17 protein-coding genes and 3 pseudogenes are annotated in these 16081 nt (G+C 50.0%); 13 read left to right on the top strand and 7 right to left on the bottom strand.

The genetic code is table 11. The features are described from left to right. Positions 1-7: 7 nt before the first annotated feature. From NQ546_RS07255 to NQ546_RS07235, 5 genes are all read right to left on the bottom strand, one after another. Positions 8-868 carry an RteC domain-containing protein gene (locus tag NQ546_RS07255; protein ID WP_039953202.1) on the bottom strand — a complete coding sequence of 287 codons (861 nt, stop codon included), beginning with the start codon at positions 866-868 and terminating at the stop codon, positions 8-10. Positions 869-1048: 180 nt separating this feature from the next. Then, entirely contained in the window at positions 1049-3796 is a 2748-nt protein-coding gene (locus NQ546_RS07250; RefSeq protein ID WP_004289431.1) for a fimbrillin family protein, read from the bottom strand. A gap of 18 nt (positions 3797-3814) precedes the next feature. Further along, on the bottom strand, positions 3815-4135 hold the full coding sequence (locus tag NQ546_RS17340) for an HU family DNA-binding protein (RefSeq protein ID WP_004289430.1): 321 nt from the start codon (positions 4133-4135) through the stop codon (positions 3815-3817). Positions 4136-4328: 193 nt separating this feature from the next. Continuing rightward, positions 4329-5285, bottom strand: coding sequence for a DUF5119 domain-containing protein (locus tag NQ546_RS07240; RefSeq protein ID WP_004289429.1), 957 nt, complete (start codon positions 5283-5285; stop codon positions 4329-4331). After that, positions 5282-6580, bottom strand: a complete 1299-nt coding sequence (locus NQ546_RS07235; protein ID WP_039953199.1) for a DUF3575 domain-containing protein — start codon at positions 6578-6580, stop codon at positions 5282-5284. The genes NQ546_RS07240 and NQ546_RS07235 overlap by 4 nt, the downstream gene beginning before the upstream one ends. 340 nt (positions 6581-6920) lie before the next feature. Here NQ546_RS07235 and NQ546_RS07230 point away from each other — a divergent pair, with 340 nt between their 5' ends. The 10 genes and pseudogenes from NQ546_RS07230 (at position 6921) to NQ546_RS07185 (ending at position 12046) form a co-directional block, all read left to right on the top strand. Further along, complete coding sequence (locus tag NQ546_RS07230; RefSeq protein WP_004289426.1) at positions 6921-7577, top strand: recombinase family protein; 657 nt, start codon at positions 6921-6923, stop codon at positions 7575-7577. A 59-nt stretch (positions 7578-7636) separates the two neighbouring features. Continuing rightward, a complete protein-coding gene (locus NQ546_RS07225) occupies positions 7637-8071 on the top strand; it encodes a VOC family protein (RefSeq protein ID WP_039953112.1) in 435 nt (144 codons plus the stop codon). Positions 8072-8268: 197 nt separating this feature from the next. After that, positions 8269-8742 (top strand): annotated as a pseudogene (locus NQ546_RS07220) (DinB family protein). A gap of 159 nt (positions 8743-8901) precedes the next feature. Further along, positions 8902-9237, top strand: a complete 336-nt coding sequence (locus NQ546_RS07215; protein WP_199176032.1) for a DUF3795 domain-containing protein — start codon at positions 8902-8904, stop codon at positions 9235-9237. 33 nt (positions 9238-9270) lie between these two features. Next, on the top strand, positions 9271-9399 hold the full coding sequence (locus NQ546_RS07210; RefSeq protein ID WP_004289421.1) for a VOC family protein: 129 nt from the start codon (positions 9271-9273) through the stop codon (positions 9397-9399). A 25-nt stretch (positions 9400-9424) separates the two neighbouring features. Then, positions 9425-9586, top strand: a complete 162-nt coding sequence (locus NQ546_RS07205) for a VOC family protein (RefSeq protein WP_004289420.1) — start codon at positions 9425-9427, stop codon at positions 9584-9586. An 8-nt stretch (positions 9587-9594) separates the two neighbouring features. Then, positions 9595-10146 carry a ClbS/DfsB family four-helix bundle protein gene (locus tag NQ546_RS07200; RefSeq protein WP_004289419.1) on the top strand — a complete coding sequence of 184 codons (552 nt, stop codon included), beginning with the start codon at positions 9595-9597 and terminating at the stop codon, positions 10144-10146. A 21-nt stretch (positions 10147-10167) separates the two neighbouring features. Further along, complete coding sequence (locus tag NQ546_RS07195) at positions 10168-10806, top strand: GyrI-like domain-containing protein (RefSeq protein WP_004289418.1); 639 nt, start codon at positions 10168-10170, stop codon at positions 10804-10806. A 19-nt stretch (positions 10807-10825) separates the two neighbouring features. Further along, positions 10826-11440, top strand: a complete 615-nt coding sequence (locus NQ546_RS07190; RefSeq protein WP_004289417.1) for a DNA alkylation repair protein — start codon at positions 10826-10828, stop codon at positions 11438-11440. A 16-nt stretch (positions 11441-11456) separates the two neighbouring features. Continuing rightward, positions 11457-12046, top strand: a pseudogene (locus NQ546_RS07185) (type 1 glutamine amidotransferase family protein). A gap of 512 nt (positions 12047-12558) precedes the next feature. On the opposite strand, the pseudogene NQ546_RS17335 reads toward NQ546_RS07185, so the two are convergent. Then, positions 12559-13152: pseudogene (locus NQ546_RS17335) on the bottom strand (N-acetyltransferase). Between the two features lie 2 nt (positions 13153-13154). Beyond that, positions 13155-13322, bottom strand: a complete 168-nt coding sequence (locus NQ546_RS07175; RefSeq protein ID WP_007219681.1) for a hypothetical protein — start codon at positions 13320-13322, stop codon at positions 13155-13157. 459 nt (positions 13323-13781) lie between these two features. Here NQ546_RS07175 and NQ546_RS07170 point away from each other — a divergent pair, with 459 nt between their 5' ends. From NQ546_RS07170 to NQ546_RS07160, 3 genes are read left to right on the top strand one after another with little or no spacing between them, the layout of a single operon-like run. Then, positions 13782-14267, top strand: a complete 486-nt coding sequence (locus tag NQ546_RS07170; protein WP_007219816.1) for a hypothetical protein — start codon at positions 13782-13784, stop codon at positions 14265-14267. Positions 14268-14284: 17 nt separating this feature from the next. After that, positions 14285-14710 (top strand): PcfK-like family protein, encoded by a 426-nt coding sequence (locus tag NQ546_RS07165; protein WP_004289410.1) that lies wholly within the window; start codon positions 14285-14287, stop codon positions 14708-14710. 2 nt (positions 14711-14712) lie between these two features. After that, positions 14713-15978, top strand: coding sequence for a PcfJ domain-containing protein (locus NQ546_RS07160; RefSeq protein WP_004289409.1), 1266 nt, complete (start codon positions 14713-14715; stop codon positions 15976-15978). Positions 15979-16081 lie beyond the last annotated feature (103 nt).

Below are 16081 nucleotides of genomic sequence, written 5' to 3'. Positions count from 1 at the left end.
TCATGTTCTACTCGGAATTGCCGTTTTTCTTGTTTCGCTTCCACGTCTGCATACGTTTAAGCAGGGCCTCTGTCGCCTTGTCAAGCCACGGTGTCGGGTTGTTTCGGATTTTCATATCGCAGAATGTCCTCGAAAGGTTCATGTCGAGGTGTACGTTGAAAGCGTTGGAAATGTAGCTGGCCAGTTGCGTGAGTGGCACATTGCCGAAGCAGCCTTTACTGTCGAGCAGGTAAATAAGTTCCGTCAGATCCGTCTTCGAGTCCTGCCATGTCGGACGCACGTCAGGCAATGGGAGAACCATGTTCCGGTGGTTCGTACTCTCCAGTGATTCCAATTCGCCCATAAGATAAACCGACAACATGTCGTTGGCCAGGATTTTCGCCACCTTGAAATCCGCGTTTGTCGAAAACTGCGGGTCGAGTTCATAGTAGAAGGTTTCCAGGTATTGCTCCGTGTCGGTCTGCCCGCGCAGGAAATAGAGGCTGTCCAGGTGTGTGGCGCCGCTGCGGTAATAACGGATAAAGTCAAGCCGTTTGCGGGTGTACCGACCCAGATCATCCATCTCCGTCAGGAGGTACTCCTTCTGCGATTCGATACTCCCCACCGGACGGTTCATCTCGATATTGTAAATCTTCCGGTAATAGATTAACCGGGAAAACAGGCGGGGTTTTATCTCCTTGAAAAACAAGATTTCTTCCTCCTCGCTGGCGAACTCGTAAGAGATGATGAACTCTTTCAGACGCTTGAACGCGTCACCCAAAACACGTGATGCCTCGATAGACTTGTTCAGTATACTGTGATCGGAGGTCTCTATCTGGACGATCTTACGCTCGATCTCTTTCTGGAGTTTTTGTGTAAATCCTGTCATTTCCATGGCTTTGAATCGTTATAGATGAATTGACTGATAATTTAAAAGCAAAGCGGCGGGCGGGTGTTATCCCATCCGCCGCCTGCGATTTAGATTTTCTTAGGATTGAAACAGCAATGACACGTTGCATGAACGGTTGTCATCGCTGGAGTCTCACTATTTTAAGCATCTCCCGCACGCTCATTCCCTAACGGGTTGCACCAAGTAGGCGCTGGCGTTGCTGTAGGTGTTTTCCGGGGCAACTATATAAGGCCGGCGGATGACAGTGTTAGTAGCATATACGGCCTTCCAGCAGGTACCATCTATACCGCACATGGTAGGCTTGCCTCTCTGATAGGGGCGTTGACCCGCAAACGAAAAGAAGACTGTACCGCCCGCAGTGTCGTAACTTCCCTGGCCCATCATCTTGTTACAATACAACTCCATACCAAAATTATAGGTAGCCTCCGTGTCGTCGCGATAGGGAGTATTAATCTTGTCGTAGCCGCTTCTGTGCGTGCCATCAAACGTAAATCCCGTGAAGGCGTTCGACGCAGGCAGATGGTAGCCGACGGGCGAGGGATCGTAAATCGTCTTGACCACCGCATTGTCGTTATGCACATTATACTCCATGTTGTCGGCACTCCAAAGGTTGTAATAATGAAGAGCACCGGAGAACCAACTGGATATTCTCACGCCATAAAATATATGCGGGTTCTGGATGCTAGCGCCGATGGAGCTTTGGTCATTCGAGAGTTTAAACGCGTAGCCGTCGGAATAGCAACTCTTATCGACAGAGGAACCAGAAGCGTCGAGCATACCGGGCAGCATCGGATCCTTGCGGCCGAACTGATAATAGGGCGCATTGCCGGGATTTACGACTGCAGGCGTTTGTATGAGCGTTATGACCTTTATAGCACCGGTTTCCGCCTGTGTAAAGCGCACCTTCACGCTGCGGGCATCGTAGGTGGTGATGCCTTCATAACAATAGCCGATACAGTTTCCCATAAAGGTATATTGCACCCCTTGGTAATTGGTCACGACCTTGTCGCGCTGGGTCTTCCGGGGATCGTAACGCTCCTCCACGGTCGGGGGGAGTCCCGGCACGAAATCCGTCACCCATATATGCCAGCTCCACATGATGGTGTTGGCGGCGTCACGCACGGCGACGATGGCGTTTCCCTGCTTGATCGATTCCTGCGGCACGTCGAAAAGCAAGCCGCGCTTGTCAGGCGAAAGGCGGACGTTCGTCACCAGTTCCGGCTCGTCCTGCCATACCAACGTGGCATTGGCGGGCGTGCAGTTCGCGTTGTTGTAGATATACGGATCGGTGATAACCGAATCGAGATGGTTTACGAAGTGTGTCAAGTAACGCTCTTCCTCATCCGGGATGTCGATGACCGACGGGATATAGGCCGAGGTGTTGGCCGCCCCGTTCTTGACGGCGTTGCCATAAACCAGCGGCAAGCTGTATGTACCGGGGGCGTTGATAACGTAGCAGTTTGCCGTGTTCACAGGTTCGGTGCCGCCCTTGGTCGAGAGGTCGTAGGTACCGCTCACGGGAGCTGCCGCCCGCAACACCTCGTTATGCGGGTTGGAGGTAACGCCCTGCTGGGCCGCGATCGTGGCAGATAGCATCGTGGCAGACGTGCCACCGTTACCGCTCGCGGTGAAAGCAGTGAGCCATTCAGGACGGTCGATCACGTTGTAGCCCCCGCTACCGTCATCCTCGACGAACTCGGCCGTCCACGCCAGCGGCACACCCTGCGTTGCATCGCCTTCACGGGAGACGGCGAGATAGCTGGTCACCGAGTACTCGCTGGTACCTCCTTGATAGGTGAAAGCCTCGGGAGCAGTCACCTCGAAAGTCGGCACGACGAGGATGCTCGAGGTGGAAATCCGGTAAGTGACGGTCTTGCCCTGGGGCCATGTCGCCCCGGCGATGTCGGCTTTCAGCGTCCGCTCGGTTCCCGTCAGGTCATCGGTAAAGACCACCTCGATCTCCGCGCCCTGGGGCAGCTGCTGCGGGATCATCATGAAAGTGCCCTCCCCGGAGGTGATCTCATTCCCGGGCTGGCCGTCCACTTTTTTATCAAGCGTCTGCGAGAAATCTTTCGTTTCCTCGAAAGCACTCCACGAGTCTCCGTCCATATCATAAACGGCCTTGCCGTACACGCCGCGGAGGGCTATTTTCGTCACACTTCCTTTTTGCATGTCGTCACCGACAACGAACCGGACGGCGGTCAGGGCGTGGCTGAAGGTCAGCGGGGCCGTGGCGTTGTGGTCGCCCGCCATCTCCCCGGAAGCGGCCACGAGCAGGTCTTTCTGGTCTTGTACCTTTTCGGGAACAGTATAGGTTAAGCCGGGGTATCCCGCCTCATGCTGTGCGGGTAGCTCGATCCCCGGAGTGTTGTAGGGCGCATAAGCGAAGAAACGGAGTTTCTGCCCCTCGCCCGGCCAGTTGTGATCCGCCGCGGGCGACCACACGCCGCCATCGCCGCGCACCTCCGTGTTGTACATGAAACCGGGCGTGGCGCTGCCGTCCCACGCCCCCGTGTAGAGGTAGGCCAAGACCCCGAAATTCCCGTAGGTCTCCATGTCCTTCACGGGAGCGGAACGGGTGCCGATCCGTTCGTCATCCGCAAGGGCGTTGCCGGTATTGTCGGAGATCATGGCGTGCAGGTACAACCCCTCGCCGCCGTCCGCGGCCTGCAGGGGCAGCACGCCCAGAAGGGAATCCCTCGGGGTCGTCTCTTCCGCGGGGCTACCCTCGGCTCGCGTGGCACGCCATCCCGCCCCGTCGGAAACCGAGAAGCGGATGCCGGGCCCCGTGTGTACACTCGTTTGCAGGTCGTCCTGGCACGAGGCGAACAGGAGAACCGAAAACAATACCGGCAGGCTCCGGTTCCCGAGCCCCCGGCATAAATTCTTTTTTAGATCCATATTCATGTCATTTAGTCATTTATATCATGTTTCCTTATCGGTGCATCGAGCACGCCTCCCGTGGATTCCTTTCTTTATGACAGCCTCGCGCAAGGACTTTCCCGGGGAAAATTTCACGACCTTACGGGTCGGAATCCTCATCCCCAACCCCGTGAACGGGTTGCGTCCCGGGCGAGCCTTGTGTTCCCGCACGCAGAAGGCGCCCACGCCAGACCACGAGAGTATTTCCCCTCGCGCCATACAGTCCTCCAAAATATTCTCGAAAGCGCTCATTTCTTTCGAGGCATCCACGACGCACAACCCGCTCGCGGCGGCTACCGCTTTTATCAGCTCCTGCTTGTTCATGGCCCTGTTTTTTATATCCTGTTTTTTTGTTCAGGCGAAAATTGCCTTTAGTGACCGGAAGGGGACAGGGAAAGCCCTCTCGCGGCTCTCCCCCCGGAACGTGTCGCGCGTGTGCCTCTTCACCTACGACACGTTTACCCGGTTCAACCCCTTCCGGCCCGTTTGCCCGGCCGTCGCGCGACCGGAGGGTTGGTTACATAGTTGTTATATCCTGCGCGCCGGCGTCTTCCCACTCGCTAACCTCCACGGTGAACTTGATGGGGCTGCCCAGGATATCCTCGCCCGGATCGAACGGGTCAACGGTAGGATCTTCAGGTTGTTCTTTCTCCGGATCGACCTTACCGGCACCCTCCGAGAAGTCAAGCGTGTAGATGTACTTCTTACCGGCCTGCCAGTTCGTGCCGACAGCCACGGCGGCCCAATCATACTCGCCGACAGATTCTGCCGGATATACACGGGCCCCGTCCTTGGTCGTGATGTTCACTTTCACGGCAAGGTAAGCGCCCTTGTTCGCGTTGGGCATGTCCGTGCCGGGCAACAGGCCTCCCGCGAGGCCTGAGATCGAACCGCTGACACCAAAGACATATTTCAGGTTCTCGACGTTGCGGATCTCGACCGTGTACCTGCAAACCGACTGTTCCGGGTAAAGCGTGATCCTCTGCCGAACCGGGACATGTTTCAGCTCGATGCTTTCCGCGTGGTCGCTCCAAAGCATATCCGGGGACAGCGCGACGCGCTCGTCTTCAGCCCCGTCAGCCCTCGGGGCACCCTCGGAGCGCACGCCCAGGGCGGAAAGGCCCCCCAGCAGCGGGCTCGTCTGGGTCGTCACCTCGAAAGTACCCTTGCGTTCCGTGTTCCGGTAAACGATATTTTCGGTGTCGGAGTTCAGGCACAGCGCCTCGTACTTTCCGATAGGAACGCGGATGGTGCCGCCGTCGCGACCCGTGAAATCATAACGCAACGCCTCGCCGTCACCCGGGAACAGGTAGAGCGACATGGAAGCCGGGGCGGCGTTGGGAGCGTTACGCCAGTCGAAGACCACCTCCACCTCCACCGCGTGCGCGTGGTCGAGGCACAGCTCCTTGTGCTCGCAGGATGTCGCGGCGACAAGGAGTGCCGCCATTGTCACCGTATGGAATATCTTTTTCATCGCTTGCCTCCTTTCTTTTCGTTGTAATTACCCCGGCCGATCAGCCACACGAGGGAGATTTCCGCTTTCGTGGGCCCGAACCAGTGGCGCTGCCTGGTCTCTTTCCAGACATAATGATCGTCGACGGGGTCGTATGTATGGTATTCGCCGCCCCAGTAGCCCAAGCCGATGACGAAATCCAGGTTCAGGCGACGGGCGACGGGCAGCGAGTAGCCGTATTCCAGACCCACAGCGTAGTTCATCTTCTCCCAAAGCGTGCCGCCCGGTTTGCCGCCCATGTAACCCGTACCCCCGAGCTCGAAGTCGTACGTGAACAGCTGCCCGTAGAGTCCCAGGTGATGCCCGGTAAGCGGTTTTTCTGCCGCGCGACGACCGAAGTATTTGCGGATCTCCAGCTCCCCGCCGTAGAGGCGCCAGTAATTATGACGCTTCTTGCTGTTCCACCAGGCGTACATCCAATTACCGCCCAGCGACCAGCCGCGGCCCAGGTAGAACTCCGCTCCGATATTCGGCACCAGGGCCACGTCGTAGAGCAAGTTTGTTTTCAGCGACATGTAGAAGGGTTTGCGGGCCGGGACAATAGGGCAAAGTACATCCATCGTGTCGCGTCGGATGACCTCCACCGTGTCCCGGTGCTCTACGACAACGGTATCGCGCGGCGGGGCGACCGGTTCAGGGCTGGAAGTATCCTCCCGCCCGGTTTCAACGACGACGAGCACTCCCGAGGCGCGCAGTTCCGGGAAGAAGCGCTCTTCCATGTAACACCACGGCTCGCCGCCGTGCAGCATGCCCAGCTGACGCTGGCGGCTATCCACGACCTTGCCCTCACGGATAACGAACTCGGGAGTATGATACAGTATCTCCAGCACTTCGTCCCGGTAGGACATATCGGAGGATTCGACCAGGGAGGCGAGGCCCTCCCAGTCCACGCCGGGAGATTCGACCTCAAAGGCGTGACCATCCAGGGAAACCCGCTTTTCGAGATAGGAGCGGATGGCCGTGGCACGCCGTTCCGACAAACTCCTGTTGATTTTGGAGGAACCCTCCGGGGAAGCTCCGGAAACGACGCGAACCGATCGAATCTGGAAGGTGGTATCACCCCGAAACGAGGCCAGACGGCGGGAGAACGAGTCCAGGCGGGAACCGTTGTCCCGGAACGTGGAATCCAGCGTGGCCTGTCCCTGCTGGAAATAGACCTTCACAGCGGCGGTGTCACGCGGTAGTGGCTCCTGGGCCACCGAGAAACCGGCGGACAGCAGCAACAGAAACGGCAAGACGAGTAAGCTTTTTCTCATATATTCTGTTTTATCCGTACCGGGAGGCATGTGCAGGAAACAGCCACCCCGGTACATTACATTATTAAATTGCAAGCACGCGAAAACAAGCAGTGATTCACTTTTTATCCTTCGTTTTTTAGTGAAATTATTATTTTATTGATTCGAAATACTTTCTAAAGCTAATCCCGTCTTTTAATGTTCTATTATTCAATATTTTGCACGAAATGCTTGTCTAGTTGAAATAAATACAATACCTTTGCCTCTGAAAACGAACGATTTATCGTGCAAATAAATAGAGTGATTATACCTTTTAATTGTCGGGAAAAGGCAATTTCGTGCTTTTTTAATTTTTCCGACTATGGTAGTAGCTTATTTAAGGGTCAGCACGGGAAGGCAGACGCTGACTAACCAACGACACGAGATCACGAGATTTGCCGGTAGTAGAAACATGGTGGTGGATTGCTGGGTCACGGAAGTCGTGAGCGGCAGCAAGAAAAGACGCGACCGGAAACTCGGGGCAACGGTAAAGCGGTTAAAAGCCGGGGACACGTTGATCGTGACAGAACTTTCCAGGTTAAGCCGCACGCTTACCGATATTATGACGATCGTGGGGGAACTGCTCGAAAAAGGCGTGTTCCTGTACAGTACCAAGGATCGCTATTCTTTTGACGATACCATCAACAGCAAGGTGTTATGCTTTGCGTTCGGCCTGGTGGCCGAGATCGAGCGAAACCTCATATCCGCCCGCACCAAAGAGGCCCTGGCGGCACGACGGGAACAAGGCGTCATACTGGGTCGCAGGAGGGGAAGCTATACCAAGCTCCAACGCCTGATCGACGCGGGAGAAGAAATAGCCGGCTTGTTAAATGACGGGCGGACGATCGCCATGATATGCGGGAGGTACGGCGTCGCAAGAAACACATTCGACCGTTTCAGGGCACTATTTCTGCAAGCCACGGTTATAGAGGGCAAGCGAAACTACAGTTTCGATCCTGATATACGGATAAACAAGTGAAATACTGTTAACTCCAGGAGTATAGATTCGACACACAATAACTAAAATATCATGTGAATATGAATAAAATTACTTGTATTTGCCTTGGTGTCCGCAACATGAGCCTTGCAATAAGATTTTATCGTGATGGACTCGGTTTCGAAACCTGCGAGAAAGGAGATGAACCACAGGTTATATTCTTCAATACACCAGGTACGAAGTTTGAGCTTTATCCGCTGGGGCTGCTCGCCAAAGACATCAGTGAAACGAATCCACCGAAAATTGCCGAGGGCTTTGCGGGAATTACACTCGCCTACAATGTGGAAAGACGTGAAGAGGTGGATGTGGTTATAGAAAAAGTATGCAAAGCAGGAGGCAGAATCGCGAAAGAACCCGCGGAAACTTTCTGGGGCGGTTATCATGCCTACTTCTCCGATCTTGACGGGTATTATTGGGAGGTGGTGTGGGGGCCTATGTTCGAATACGATGAGAATGGTCTGCTAAAAGATTTGTGATTTTTAATCAAGCGAATTGGATATAAGGTGAAAACTGTGCCTAGCTCATGTTGTCTCGTATGCAAAGAAACCGAAGTGCAACGAAATTAGGATGAAGACGATTCTAATAATCATCGCAAAGAGTAAAGTACAAACTCATCTGATTTGCCTGACGTTGAGGAGTTGAATGTTTTACTGTTTTTGACTCAATAAAACAAATAATAAAAATGGATTTTTCAAATGTTACAAATGGGATTCTACGGTATATTGATACTTGGGAGCAAAAATTGATTGATTTACCAGTTGATACAATTACAAAAAAGAGGAATAAACAAAACAGGACTATCAAACAGATACTGGATCATTTGGTTGATTCTGCTGCAAATAATCACCAACGCGTGGTTCGATTACAGTACAACGATAAACTTGACTTTCCCGATTATCAACAGGATAATGACTTGTGGATCGCTTTACAGGATTATCAAAATGCTGATTGGAATATTACGATTCAGTTGTAGAAGTATTACAATCTGCACATGATTCAAGTGATAAAATCGGTTGACCATACTAAGCTTGAAAATTCATGGCAGAATTTCGAGGGTATTGCTGTAACTCTTCGCCAAGTGATTGATGGATATTTGGGACATATTGAGTTGCATCTTAACGAGATACAGGAATTAATAGAACAATAAAAGCACGACGGTACAAAGAAAATTATTATTTTTGCAGCATAGAATAAATGGGGAAAGAGATATGCGAATTGACTGCATTGACATAGAAATGCTCGCTCCCTGCGGTATGAACTGTATGGTCTGCCATAAGCATTGTCATACACGGAAAACGCAAAAAACTTGCGTCGGCTGTACGCGGGAAGGCAAAGGGAGACCGGAACATTGTCGCAAGGCAGGATAAAGGACTGCGTGCTGCTGAAAGAGATTACTTATTACTATCAGTGTGGCGACTTCCCTTGTAGACTTATAAGAAACCTCGAAAGAAGTTACAACAGCCGTTACAAGGAAAGTCCGGTCGAAAATAGTGAGATTGTAAAGGGAAACGGGGTATTTTATTTCATTTCATGGAAACACACCCCGCTCGATACACCTGCACGGAATGTGGCGGCATTGTCTCATTGCACGACAAGGTTTGCACGGAGTACGGAAAAAGAACACGATAAGAATGAAGATTAAAAAATATATGCCTGTTGGATTTATGTCAGTGATTTGCAACGGTCGAAAAAATTCTATCGCAATATAGGGTTTGAGATAAAAGCCATTGATGGCGACCGGATAGAGTTCGATTTGGGCGAGACATCGTTTGCCATCCTGAAAAGAACCGGAGAGAAAAGGTGAAGTTGTTGCCGGCAAGACAAGGATTATGTTGGAGGCGGAGGATATCGAACTTGTCCGGGATGAGTTGAGAAGCAAAAATGTGAAGATCATCGGCAACATCAGAGAAGAGCTATACGGCGAATTGCTGACTTTTGAAGCCCCCAACGGGCATTGCCGGAGTTTTAGCAAGGAACTCTATGATAAATAATAACGACTATGGCAAGAGCAACGACAAAAGGGGATTTGATAACATCTGCCAACGGACAATTCGACAAGATGTGGAAACTCATCGACAGTATGAGCGAAGAACGGCAGAAGGCAGCCTTTGCCGACGAAATGGCAACGGCCGGGAAAGAAACACATTGGAGCAGGGACAGGAACCTGCGTGATGTGCTTGTATATCTGTACGAGTGGCATCAACTGCTACTAAGGTGGATAAAAGCCAAGCTTGACGGCGGGTACAAAACCGTCCTGCCCGAACCGTACAACTGGAACACATACCCGGCAATGAACGTGGAGTTTTGGAAGAAGCATCAAAGCACGCCATTGACACAAGCAAAAGCGAACTTAAAAGAGAGTCACAAGGAGGTAATGACTCTGATAGGGCAATTCTCCAACGATGAACTCTTTGTCAAGGGGGCGTTCGATTGGCCTGGCACTTCCACTTCCACTTCCACACTCGGTGCTTACTGTGTTTCGACAACGGCAAGCCATTACGACTGGGCGATGAGGAAGATAAGGATGCATATCAAAACAAGCAACAAATAGATAAGATGGAGGAATAAACCAATGGCTTTTGACTACAAAAAAGAATACAGGGAATTCTATATGCCCCCCAGCAAGCCCGGTATCATTACCGTGCCAAGCATGAACTACATAGCCGTTCGAGGACAGGGAGACCCGAATGCAGAGGAGGGAGAATACAAACAGTCGATCGGGCTTTTGTATGGAATCGCGTTTACCATCAAAATGAGCCAAAAAGGCGATCATCGGATCGAAGGGTATTTCGATTATGTCGTGCCGCCGCTCGAAGGCTTCTGGTGGCAGGATGGCGTAAAAGGGATCGACTATGCCCGAAAGGAAAGCTTCAAGTGGATATCGGTCATCCGTCTTCCGGACTTTGTGACAAAAGCAGATTTCGAGTGGGCAATCCGGGAAGCAACGAAGAAAAAGAAAACCGATTTTGCCAAGGTTGAGTTTCTCTCCTGTGATGAGGGCTTATGCGTCCAATGCATGCATGTCGGTTCTTATGATGACGAGCCGGTTACTGTCGCACTTATGCACGAATACATGAAGAGCCGGGGCTACGTCCTCGACATTACGGATAAGCGCATGCATCATGAAATCTATCTCAGTGACGCCCGGAAAGTCGCTCCCGAAAAGCGAAGGACTGTGATCCGGCACCCGATAAGAAAAATGGAAGAATGAAGAATTTTACACTCAACAAATGAATATCGATAACTTATTAAACAAGATACGGCAAATAGAGCATGGTTTTCACCACATCCTTGATGGGGCTAATGAAATCCTTTCCGCATACCCGAGGAAACAATTTTTTGAACTTGCCCTCGAACTGTTCAGGCATGAAGCCTACCAATTCAGGATGCTGGCGACAACGCTATTGGGTAGATTGGCAACAGAGAATAATAATGCTCTTTGTTTTCTGAAAGAGACGGTCAGTATAGACAAGAATTGGCGTGTACAGGAAATGCTTGCAATGGCTTTCGATGAAGTTTGCAAGTATAGAGGATATGAAGCGTCTTTACCGCTCATCGAAGAGTGGCTGAATGACGACAATCCGAATGTTATCCGTGCCGTAACTGAAGGGTTGAGGATTTGGACAACTCGTCCGTTCTTCAAGGAGAATCCGTCAATTGCCATTGCGTTGATCTGTAAGCACAAGGCACATGAAAGCAAGTATTTAAGGAAATCCGTGGGAAATGCCTTGAGAGACATAAGCAAGGAGCACGCAGAATTGATACGGGATGAGGTTCAGCGATGGGAGTTGTCCAATCCCCGAATTCTCTTTACCTACAAACTTGCGGCGAAGTTATTAAACTAAGAAGATAGATACATCAATGAAACAGAAAGTTTTATTTGTCTTGTTAAATGGGTACGCAGACTGGGGGGCTTTTCTCTCCACGGCCCTTCATGTGGCCGTGATACCGGATGGTGAAATCAAGTACGAAGTGCATACCGTTGCACCGACATTGGACACTGTCCGTCCTATCGGCGGTTTCAGAACTTTGCCCGATTATTCTTTTGAGAATATGCCGAAAGACTATGCAGCCTTGGTGCTTATCGGCGGCAACCGTTGGGATTCTCCCGAAGCGGAACTTGTCGCCCCATTGGTAAAAGAGGCTTTGGATAAAGACAAAATCGTCGGGGCGATATGCAACGGTGCTTCGTTCTTGTGTTCGCACGGTTTTCTGAACCATGTAAAGCATACGGGCAACGGTATTGACCAACTCAAAAAATGGGGTGTACAGTTTATACTAACGTAGAAAATTATGTGGAAGCACAAGCTGTCAGTGATAAGAACATCGTTACGGCAAACGGTGTAGGACACTTGGAATTTACCCGTGAGATGCTTCTGTTACTGGGAGCCGACAACCCCGAGCAGATTGACAAATGGTATGATTTCTACAAAAACGGGTGTGTGAGATAAAACAGTAGTTCTGAAATTCTAATTTACCCCTCTGTGCAAACCACCGAAATATAGCGATAATCACACTCATTTACAGTTACTTACCTCCTATTCTCCCTCTAATACCCTTTCCTCGAATAGTTCCGATTAAGTCTTTCATGAAGTAATTACTTTTTTTCGTTTTTACCGCTTGTACTCTTGGTTCTTCCGTTTGAATTACTTATTTTTGCCTCAGATTAAGAGTTATTTGACAGTATTGAGAAATATAGTGGTTCTAAACACTTTCCAATTTCTTATCCGTTGCCCGTTCTCGTGTGAGTTCTTCCCAATCTACTAATAGCCAGTTAAATATATTCTAACTGCATCAAATATACGAAAAAACTATCAATAAACTCTTTTCCTGATTAGAAAAGAAATTGCTATTCAGTAAATTATATAACTTGAACCTTATGACCGCATTTGGCGACTGCATAATATGCACATAAAAAACGGCCTCGAATGATTATTCCGAGACCGTTTCTGTCAAATTCAAGTTATATCAGTCCTTTATATGGCAAGCGCGTTTTCAAAGGTGCGTCTTGTGGAATGTCATAAATATTGCTTTTCTATCTCTTCTGTCTTGTATAGAGGAAGAAAGCCGTTTTTGTCGTAATACTTAAGCACCCTTTCCTCGTTGTACGCATCCACTACGATAAAGCGGCATCCCGTTTTATTGTCCTCGTGACGGAACCAGTCTTTTATAAAGGTCATCAGTTGCTGTCCTACATGGCTCGGTGTGCCCTGATATTCCCGGTTTACCCCCAGTCTTCCTATCAGTACAGCCGGGTAGCTACGCCCACGTTTTGGGTTTACGATATTACGTTACAAACGATTTTTGTCATTGGAAGAGATTAATTTGGTCTTGATGCTGTCATTAGCCAAGGTAAACAACGCTACAATACGGTGCGGAAATTCAGTCGTCACCCAACAATAAGTTTTCCCTAAAAGTTCATCCGCATATAAATCGGCATCATGAAGGAAAAAATCATCAAGATCATCCTCGCCGCAAGTGAAAGGGAGACACTTTTCCCGCACTTCCCTATATAGGCAGGCATGACGCAATCATCGTATAAAGAAATCCCGTCCATTGTTAGTTGAATCGGAATGAACGGGATTTCTCCAATACCTTTTGTAGCCGTTTCTTGGCCGCCACGGACAACTGTGGAGTTACCTTTACGGCATTCTTTTCTGCATTACGCACGAAATCTTCTGCCGTAGCACCTTCCAAAACCGGAATATTCTTAATCGTTATAACCATAATCATTAATTTTATGCAAATACTACTTTATTACCATACAACAAAATGGTACGCAGAATTTAACAATAACAGGGTTATATCAATTCACAAACAATTTGCCACTTTTTTATGTGGTTATTCTAACCATATTACATTCCTCTTACTATCCTGTCGTCGCTCCCTCGCCGGTTAGATTTTCCCATGCAAAGGTACAGCGGTCGTCCGGCGTCAAGCACCACTGTGCTAACGGCTCTTGAATTTGCCCGGCAGCCTTCCGCAAATCAAAGATGGCCTTTCAGTTCCCCGACATGCCGTGCCTGTCGGGTTGGGTATTCCGTGAAATTCCCGGCCGTTTGCTTGCCTTTCCGTCCTTTCCCCGCTGTCTGGCTTGCATGTAAAATCTCTCCCGGCAAGGAAAGCCGAAAGGCTTCCGAAGGGAGGGAAAAGAAAAGCAAGTTCAACAAATTAAAATTCAAGGTTATGCACAGCAAGATTTTTCAAATTACTCGAACACGAGTGGACAAGGACGACTACATGAACGAGGACACCCTCATGCAAGGCGATGACAGCTTTTTCGATTATTGTGCCGAGATTGACGACGAAGAACGCCAGTACCATATCGACAACTTGGTAAACAACATTCTGCCCAAAGGCATGTTCGAACTTGTTTCCGACGATACCATACGCTACAATGGCGGTGCGGCACAATGGAGAGAAGAGTTTGTCGCAGACATTCGAAGCAGGGCGGAAGCCATTACCCCCGAAAGCGTACAGGAATGGATTGGCCCGGTCTATCAGCTTGAAAAATTTCTGAAAAACCCGCTCGATACCGCCTACTGGTTCTACATGGACGAAGAGGGATTGCAATCCCACGCCGAGCAATCCTACGAGTTCCTGCGGCAGGTATGCGAATTTGAACCCGGCACGCTACTCTATATCGGCGGTGTTATCGACTATCATTTTTAACCTCAAAATGCAAAACGATGAAAGGTACGGAACATTTCAAACAGACTATCAAGGAATACTTGGACGGCAGGGCGCAGACAGACGAACTTTTTGCTGTCTCCTATGCCAAAGAAAACAAGAACTTGGACGATTGTATCACGTTTATTCTCAATCAAGTAAAGGCAAGCGGCTGTTGCGGAATGACTGACGACGAGGTGTGGTCGCTCGCCATTCATTACTATGATGAAGACAACATCGACGTAGGAAACCCCATTAGCTGCGGTGTCGTGGTCAACCACAAAGTAGAACTGACCGAAGAAGAAAAGGCACAGGCACGAAAGGAGGCGCTGAAAGCCTATCAGGAGGAAGAAATGCGCAAGATACAGCAACGCCACAGCAAGCCGAAGCCGACTGCCAAAGCCGCACAGAGCAACCAAACAGAACTTTCACTTTTCGATTTCTGACCATGAAAGCACGAACGAAATTCCAACATAAGGTAGTAGCCGCCAACAGGCGGTTACTGCCTATCACGGAGAAGCAAACAGAATGGGCGTTCCGTCATACCGTCGGACATTACGCTTTTCGCACGCCCAGCGGACAAACGACCTGCCTCGATTGCGGGTATCGGTGGAACGAGACGAAAACTAAACATTGCCATTGTCCGAACTGCCATGCCAAACTGACGCTCAAAGACACGCTTTGCCGCAAGACGGACGAGAAAAGTTATTTTTCCGTCATCACCACACAGGACGGATTTCAGGTACAGCGGATTTTCAGAATGACCGTTTATTATCACAAGAGCCGGAAAGCTCGGACGGACGTGTGCGAAGTGGCCAGGTATTGGTTGGACGAGAACGGTAAAACTGCTCTGACGGCCTTACAACGGGCAATGGGACGTTACTTGGATTGTTTTCTGTACGGGTCGGGATTGGAACTGCGGAACGACAACTATGTTTATAAATATATTGCGGATTGTTACGTTTATCCGAGATATACATCTATTCCGAAATTACGACGCAATGGTTTGAAAGGTTCGTTCGCCGACATCGCCCCGCAAAAGCTGATGAAAGCTCTGCTGTCTGACAGCCGTGTGGAAACGATACTCAAAAGCGGACGCAAACGCGACCTCAAGTATTTTATAGACCACCCGCAGGATTTGGATTTCTGTTGGCCGTCCTACAAAATCGTGTTACGCCAGAAGTATCGGATAAAAGACATGGGAATATGGACAGATTATCTCCGTATGCTCGACAGGTGCGGCAAAGACTTGCACAACGCCCACTATGTTTGCCCTGCCGATTTGAAAGCCGAACACGACAAGTACCAGAACAAGGTGCGTATTCTCCAAGAGCAGAAAAAACGCATGGAGCAGATGAAACGGGCAAGGGAAAACGAGGCACGTTTCAGGGAGTTGAAAGGCAAGTTCTTCGGTCTGGAGTTCACGGACGGGACGATAGTCGTCCGTGTGCTGGACAGCGTGGAAGCCTACTACGACGAGGGCAATGCGTTGCATCACTGCGTAGGACAGTGCGAGTATTACCTCAAGCCGAATACGCTGGTATTCTCCGCACGGATAGAAAACAAGAGGGTCGAGACCGTAGAGTTGAGCCTCGAAACATTCAAGGTGCTGCAGTCGAGAGGGCTGTGTAACAAAAATACGAAATACCATAAACGGATTATGAACCTTGTGCATAAGAACATCGCACTTGTCCGAAAACGTATGACCGCCTGATACCGGCTGCTGTCGGTCAACCACCTGCCAATCGGGACAGGTGGTTGTTTATATTCCGGCCGTTGCCGCATACTTTTGTAGGCAGCTATCTTCACTTGAATAG

This window comes from Bacteroides eggerthii, assembly GCF_025146565.1.
Taxonomy (GTDB): domain Bacteria; phylum Bacteroidota; class Bacteroidia; order Bacteroidales; family Bacteroidaceae; genus Bacteroides; species Bacteroides eggerthii.
This window is presented reverse-complemented; position numbering and strand designations above follow the sequence as displayed.

What these genes read in the sequence shown, in the direction of transcription:
- NQ546_RS07205 (WP_004289420.1), top strand. Translation starts at nt 9,425, where the DNA reads ATGTTGGAGGCGGAGGATATCGAACTTGTCCGGGATGAGTTGAGAAGC.
- NQ546_RS07200 (WP_004289419.1), top strand. Translation starts at nt 9,595, where the DNA reads ATGGCAAGAGCAACGACAAAAGGGGATTTGATAACATCTGCCAACGGA.
- NQ546_RS07175 (WP_007219681.1), bottom strand. Translation starts at nt 13,322, where the DNA reads ATGGTTATAACGATTAAGAATATTCCGGTTTTGGAAGGTGCTACGGCA.
- NQ546_RS07230 (WP_004289426.1), top strand. Translation starts at nt 6,921, where the DNA reads ATGGTAGTAGCTTATTTAAGGGTCAGCACGGGAAGGCAGACGCTGACT.
- NQ546_RS07255 (WP_039953202.1), bottom strand. Translation starts at nt 868, where the DNA reads ATGACAGGATTTACACAAAAACTCCAGAAAGAGATCGAGCGTAAGATC.
- NQ546_RS17340 (WP_004289430.1), bottom strand. Translation starts at nt 4,135, where the DNA reads ATGAACAAGCAGGAGCTGATAAAAGCGGTAGCCGCCGCGAGCGGGTTG.
- NQ546_RS07225 (WP_039953112.1), top strand. Translation starts at nt 7,637, where the DNA reads ATGAATAAAATTACTTGTATTTGCCTTGGTGTCCGCAACATGAGCCTT.
- NQ546_RS07160 (WP_004289409.1), top strand. Translation starts at nt 14,713, where the DNA reads ATGAAAGCACGAACGAAATTCCAACATAAGGTAGTAGCCGCCAACAGG.
- NQ546_RS07240 (WP_004289429.1), bottom strand. Translation starts at nt 5,285, where the DNA reads ATGAAAAAGATATTCCATACGGTGACAATGGCGGCACTCCTTGTCGCC.
- NQ546_RS07250 (WP_004289431.1), bottom strand. Translation starts at nt 3,796, where the DNA reads ATGAATATGGATCTAAAAAAGAATTTATGCCGGGGGCTCGGGAACCGG.
- NQ546_RS07190 (WP_004289417.1), top strand. Translation starts at nt 10,826, where the DNA reads ATGAATATCGATAACTTATTAAACAAGATACGGCAAATAGAGCATGGT.
- NQ546_RS07195 (WP_004289418.1), top strand. Translation starts at nt 10,168, where the DNA reads ATGGCTTTTGACTACAAAAAAGAATACAGGGAATTCTATATGCCCCCC.
- NQ546_RS07170 (WP_007219816.1), top strand. Translation starts at nt 13,782, where the DNA reads ATGCACAGCAAGATTTTTCAAATTACTCGAACACGAGTGGACAAGGAC.
- NQ546_RS07235 (WP_039953199.1), bottom strand. Translation starts at nt 6,580, where the DNA reads ATGAGAAAAAGCTTACTCGTCTTGCCGTTTCTGTTGCTGCTGTCCGCC.
- NQ546_RS07165 (WP_004289410.1), top strand. Translation starts at nt 14,285, where the DNA reads ATGAAAGGTACGGAACATTTCAAACAGACTATCAAGGAATACTTGGAC.